At 41.1% G+C, this 6059-nt stretch carries 4 protein-coding genes and 1 pseudogene; all 5 read left to right on the top strand.

Annotation, left to right across the window (positions count from 1 at the left end; translation table 11 throughout):
• Nucleotides 1–33: 33 nt before the first annotated feature.
• The 5 genes and pseudogenes from ACFO8Q_RS02910 to lepB all read left to right on the top strand — a co-directional run bounded on the left by ACFO8Q_RS02910 (nt 34) and on the right by lepB (nt 5903).
• Nucleotides 34–1268, top strand: a pseudogene (locus tag ACFO8Q_RS02910) (IS1380 family transposase).
• 479 nt (nt 1269–1747) lie between these two features.
• Nucleotides 1748–3772, top strand: coding sequence for an ABC transporter permease (locus tag ACFO8Q_RS02905; RefSeq protein ID WP_380024191.1), 2025 nt, complete (start codon nt 1748–1750; stop codon nt 3770–3772).
• An 11-nt stretch (nt 3773–3783) separates the two neighbouring features.
• A complete protein-coding gene (locus ACFO8Q_RS02900) occupies nt 3784–4650 on the top strand; it encodes an ABC transporter ATP-binding protein (protein WP_380024190.1) in 867 nt (288 codons plus the stop codon).
• Complete coding sequence (locus ACFO8Q_RS02895) at nt 4635–5303, top strand: hypothetical protein (protein WP_380024188.1); 669 nt, start codon at nt 4635–4637, stop codon at nt 5301–5303. The genes ACFO8Q_RS02900 and ACFO8Q_RS02895 overlap by 16 nt, the downstream gene beginning before the upstream one ends.
• Nucleotides 5304–5384: 81 nt before the next feature.
• On the top strand, nt 5385–5903 hold the full coding sequence (gene lepB / locus ACFO8Q_RS02890; protein ID WP_380024187.1) for a signal peptidase I: 519 nt from the start codon (nt 5385–5387) through the stop codon (nt 5901–5903).
• Nucleotides 5904–6059 lie beyond the last annotated feature (156 nt).

The raw sequence follows: 6059 nt of genomic DNA, 5'->3' as shown, positions 1-6059 counted from the left end.
AAGTTCCTGTTTTCACAGGTGGGGGAAAATTAAATGAGCGAATGGCGGAATTTTCAGTTGACAAATACAGCTGGTGGCAAGGTTGTCTTGGATTTCCTTGAGAAAATAAAGTTGGAAGCTGCGTTTCGACAACTCGACTGTGCCAAAGGTGGTAACTCCATCTTTCCTTTCTGGAAGATTCTTCTCTATCTTGTAGTCGGCTGGTTGCTCGGTTGTCAACGATTGTTCCACTTTCGCACCCTTCAGAACGACTCTCTCATCAAGCGATTCTTAGGTGGACGGTGTCCTCACCATTCCCTGCTTTACAAGGAACTGGGGCGACTTGCTGCAAAGAGCCCTTCTTTGAAGTGGCAACTTCGGCAGCTTACTCACCACGTCATAGCCCCGCATTTACCGGAATCTCTTATTCTGGATTTTGATTCAACCGTGGAGACGGTCTATGGAAACCAGGAAGGAGCAGAAATAGGAGTGAATCCAAACAAACCCGGCCGAAAGAGCTATCATCCCCTTCTCGTGTTTGAAGGGCAATCCCGTTTTTGCTTAAATGGGGTTCTTCGTCCAGGTAATACGCACTCCTCTACCAATGCGATTGAGTTTGCGAAAACCACACTCGAGTTGCTTCCTTCCGGTTCCAATGTCAAATTTGCTCGATTTGACAAAGGGTTTGGGGGAGAAGAGTTTTACCGGTTTTGGGAACAGAAACGAATCGGCTATGTAGGAAAACTGAAATGGACAAAACGCCTTCAAGATGCGATTTCTTCTTGCAACCATTGGAAGCGGTACGTAGACGAGGATATCGTGATTGAAGGCATCACACTGATCTACCAAGCTACGACATGGAAGAAACCCCGGCGTGTCGTAATAATCCGGAAAGCCGAACGCTATGATTTGGATCAATTGCAACTGTACGATTTTCTTTGGGAATATGAAGCGATTGTGACCAACCTGGATTGGTCACCGATTGATGTCTGGCGGTTCTACAACCAACGGGCATGTGTAGAGAATTCGATCAAAGAAGCCAAGAACGGGTTCTCCATACATGCTATTGGAAGTTCCGATTTTGAAGCCAATGAAGTCGACATGCTCATCAAGCTTTTCACCTATAACTTGTTTCAACGCTTCAAGAAAGACTGTTGTGATCCCATCCACAAGGGTTTACGATACAACGGTTCCGTCAGGACTTTCTACAAGTTGCAGGGATATTGGTGAGTCACAGCAGAACCGTGATCCTCAAAATCGCCGATTCTTTCAGCAATCGTTGGATCTAGGAGCAGATGATGGTAAGGGTAGCCCAATTGGAGTGAATTGGGAAAAAACTTAATGGAAACTACGAGAGCCCGTATCGGTGGGGAGGGGGAAAGTGTGCCCAAAAACGAGAAATAATTACCATATCATGTAAAAATGCTTCCAATTTCCAGACCAACCCACAAACTCCCATTCGAATCGAGGCTCTCTATAATGGGCTTTCGAAATTTGGGTTTATATGTCCTTATTTATATGTCCTACCTTTCTTGTTAGCCTATTGGATTCTTTTTGTTATTTGGGCCATTATTAATGCTTACCACCAAAAGAGACTCAACCGCTTTTAGGTTGTTGCCTTTTCGTTATTGAATGCCGTTGGGTGGTTATTGTATCGATATAGCTTAAAATCCGAAGAATCATAAATATTGGATAATGCTATTTACCCCAAAGGTAAATAAAGATTGGTTTCACTACTCTTGATTTTTATAGAAAGTGAGGGCGTACCGTGGAAAGTTTTATAAAGGCTTTGGAAATGGAGCTTAGACTCTATCGGAGAGGAATATGGATTTGGGTTGTTACGATTCTTCTAACTCTATATCTTGCCTCAGGCTATTATGTTTTTGTTCGATCAAACATGGGAGCAGGGCAATTGCTTCAATCCTCGGCTTACATTGTTATGGCAGGTTTCTTGCTCGGAATGGTCGCGGGTATTATCTCCGCTCGACGGGAACAAACTGTGAAGTTTGAAGAGGTTATGGCATCTCTTCCTGGTGATTTTCCTCGTTCTTTAGCAAAGATGAGTGCATGGGCTTTCATTGTGCTTGTGCTTACTATCATCTCAAGCGCCCTGATCTTGATGATTTATGTAATTTCTGGTAGTCAATTAATTTATTTTTGGGGGATGACAGTAAAATACATAGTTGTTTATTGGACATTAACCCTTTTAACCGCTGGATTGATCGGGTTTTCAATAGAACGGATGATCCGATCAAAATTAAAATATCTTCTTATATTTTTACTGTGGTTACTGACAAGTCCTTATAATGGACTGTTTTATCTACCCAAGCCAATAGCTTTCTGGTTGAACCAAGGTCAAACCGATCCGGGTGCGATCTACGATGCCTATACCGGATTTGAAGTGACACAACAAACTATCAACATTCACCTTTTTCTCCTTACCTTATCTATTGCTCTAGTCTGTTTCTCATTCTTTGTCCGACGTGTTCGTGATTATACCAAAAAGGGGAAATGGAACCTCCTAACGATAACTGCTGTTTTTTCCGCAGTGGCGATTTCATTTCCTTTATTCACCATAATGCATGCGGATCCGCGAGCCATGTATTCGGAGGATTACTTTTATTATCGAGAACTTCAAAACGAACTTCCGTTAAAAAAGCCTTTTAATGTACCTCCGACTTTCAACGTGAGCGATTATCGTGTTGTACTTAACCATCAGGATCAAAATATTTCATATTCAATCGATATGAGCGTGAATGTACCTCAACCAAACACGAATACATCGATTGAATTTACACTTTCACATAGGATGCGAGTATCTGAAGTTTCTGTCGAAAATGGTAAAGTTGATTTTAAACAAGAGGGAGATATATTACGGATTCAGTGGCCAAATTCAGTCGTTGACGGAAAACTGCATCTTGCTGTAAATGGTTCACCTGGAATCGGAAGCCCCGTTACGTTTCAGTCATTTTTCTTATCCTCATCGTTTCCGTGGTACCCGGTTCCAGGACGTTGGAGGGTAGCTTCTTTGCCGGCTTATGGGTACGATTTGCAGTACGAAAATGTGGAATTTCCTTATCCCGTAAACTTTGATGTTACTGTTGTTAATCAACATCAAAAGCTCTATAGCAACTTAGACCAAACAGACTTTAATCATTTTGTCGGTAGAGCTCGAGGAATTACGTTGTTAAAAGGAAATTTGCTGGAAGAACAAATAGGCGGGAACAAAGTGATCGCTCCGCCCGACCTAATCAAGCAGATTCCTTCATTACTGCCACAAATCCAAAATACTGCAGATAAAATTGGTGAGCAACTTAAAGTCAAGTCGCCGGTTATTCCGCGAAATATTTTTGTTGTTCCATTGCCGGACAGAAAAATGGCGCTTCTTTCGGATCAGCTCCAATTAGACGTAACGAATGTGCAGTTATTTAGTTTCGAGGAGCACCGATTATTTGCAAATCCAAATCTTGTACTTCGCAGTTTCTTCTGGGAAAACCGTTCTCATGATGGTAACTCCCCGATTGGACCTACGATAATGTTTAGCTTATATGACCAATTATATGGAGGAGACCCTAAAAATCCGAATAATTCGCTCCATATCGATGCGAAAAGACCGAAGCCAAACTACCCTGAACTTCAACCAATTGCTCAAAAATTGCTCGCTTTTTATGAAAAAGGGAACAAAGATGAGTTGAAAATGTTCCTTTCCAATTTCTATAAACAACTCAGTAACGGAGACGTAGATCTTACAAAAATCGAGACAATGGTCGATCAGATAACTGGATCGAATTAGGAGGAATCAACATGGAGTCCCTTACAATAGATAACATTAGTAAAGCCTTTAAAAAACACCAAGCACTTACTTCAGTTAGTTTGGAGATCCCTTCGGGGCTATTTGGCCTCTTAGGTCCTAATGGTGCTGGTAAAACTACACTGATGCGGATCTTAGCAACGGTGATGATTCAAGATGAAGGAGACATCCAATTTCAAGGTGTTAATTGGAGTAAAAATGCTGATCAAGCTCGACTGATGCTTGGGTATCTTCCGCAAGAATTTGGTGCGTTTCGAAATATCACCCCTGTAGAATGTCTCGACTATATAGGTGTTCTTAAAGGATTGAGTGACAAGAAACAACGACGGGACCAGATTCAATGTGTTTTGGAAGAAGTGAATTTAACGGAGCATGCCGATCGGAAAATTCGTGGGTTTTCAGGTGGTATGAAAAGACGATTAGGAATTGCGCAAGCAATTCTTGGAAACCCTCGATTAGTAATTGTGGACGAACCCACAGCAGGACTCGATCCGGATGAACGTATTCGTTTCCGAGGATTACTTCGACGTTTAGCCCAGGATCGTACAGTAATACTCTCCACACATATCGTAGAGGATATTGAAGCGACGTGTGATAAGGTAGCTGTCATAAAGAGAGGTAAGGCTACACAGTTTGCGAACTTGGAAGCCCTTGCCTCTTTAGCCGACAACAAAGTATGGAATTGGTATATTCCGATGAGTCAATATGAGAAGGTTTCGAATCAACACAAAGTAATTTCAACGAAGATAAGAGAGGATCGTGCTGAAATTCGTATCTTGTCAGACGTGCGCCCGTCAGATGATGCCGTTTCGGTGTCGCCCACAATTGAAGAGGGGTATTTAGAATGGATAAAAGAATAAAAGTCCCATCTTTGATAACGGACATCCGAGCCATGGAGTGGCAATTTTGGCTACCTGTCATTGCGAGTATTATCTTAGCGATCTACACCTATACTATTTTGGGCGCGTGTGGATCTCATCTTTCTCTAACGGATATAAAATTATCGCTTGGAATTGGGGCAATTCCACTTGTTGCGTTTTGGGTTATTGGTTTATATCAAGATCTGGTTGAGGCAGATGGAAGGGAAGTTTTATTGTCTCTTCCTTATAATCAATTTCAATTTGGGCTTCTCCGGTTGCTTCGAATGGCCGTTTTGTATGTGTTTGTGATTTGGGGGTTACTAGGAATTTTACTGATTTTGGCCAACCTTCGAATCAGTTATCAGGACTTTTTATTTTCTCTGCTTCAAGTTATGTTTTTTGCGTCTTTTTCTTTTGTGGTCATTCTGGCCACGAAGAATTCACTGATTAGTTATGCCATTATTGGCGTGCTGTCATCGGCTGAATACATGACTCGCGGGGGAATCACCGGCTGGGTCTATCCGTTTGAATGGCCTTTACCTAAACCGCATGTTGCTGTCATGAACATCGTGGTATCGCTAATAATTTCGATTGTATTCTGTTTAACTCTTGGGCAGTGGCTATTCAATAAAAAAGAGTATCTAGTCAAGTAATCCTCGAAACTCATATAGTCAACAATACAAGAGTTATAGATGAAGTTATAAACATATCAGAGTAATTTTAGAGGCGAACCTATGAAGAAAATCATCCAGATTTTTAAATCCTGGTCTCCTTTGTTTGTCTTAATACTCTTTTTCCTTTTAATACGAACATATGTTACTGAAGCTTCGTTCATTCCCTCTACGTCGATGGAACCAACGCTTCAGGTACATGACGTTATACAAATCAATAAAATGGTTAATCCTCAAAATCTCCAATTTGGAGACGTTGTTACATTTTATTCCCCGATTGAGTCTGAAAGAAACAAAAAATTGATAAAGCGTATCATTGGCACGAGCGGAGACGTAATTGAGATACGTGAAGGTTCCTTGTTTCGAAATGGTGTAAAAATGAATGAACCTTACATTAAGGAACCCATGACATATGATTTTGGACCGATTAAGGTTCCGCCAGGTAAGTTTTTTGTACTCGGGGACAATCGGAATTATAGCATTGACTCCCACGTATGGACTAATCCATTTGTAGATCAGAACATGATTGTCGGAAAAGCAGTATTTAGGCTGTATCCTTTTACAAATATCAATCGAATATAAGAAGAATGAAGAGAATCCGAAAAGAGTGATCAGAATGAAAAAGGAACATGAAGATCTCGATAGATTAATTCCACCCCGATTATTACAAATAAGACTCTCGGAATTAAAATTTCCTTACAGGCTCTAGTCTCTTGACTAGGGCCATTTATTGTTTCA

Origin of the sequence: Effusibacillus consociatus (genome assembly GCF_042652925.1) — a bacterium.
GTDB classification, from domain to species: Bacteria; Bacillota; Bacilli; order Tumebacillales; family Effusibacillaceae; genus Effusibacillus; species Effusibacillus consociatus.
Note: the sequence above shows the minus strand (reverse complement) of the source record. Positions and strands in the feature narration are given on the sequence as shown.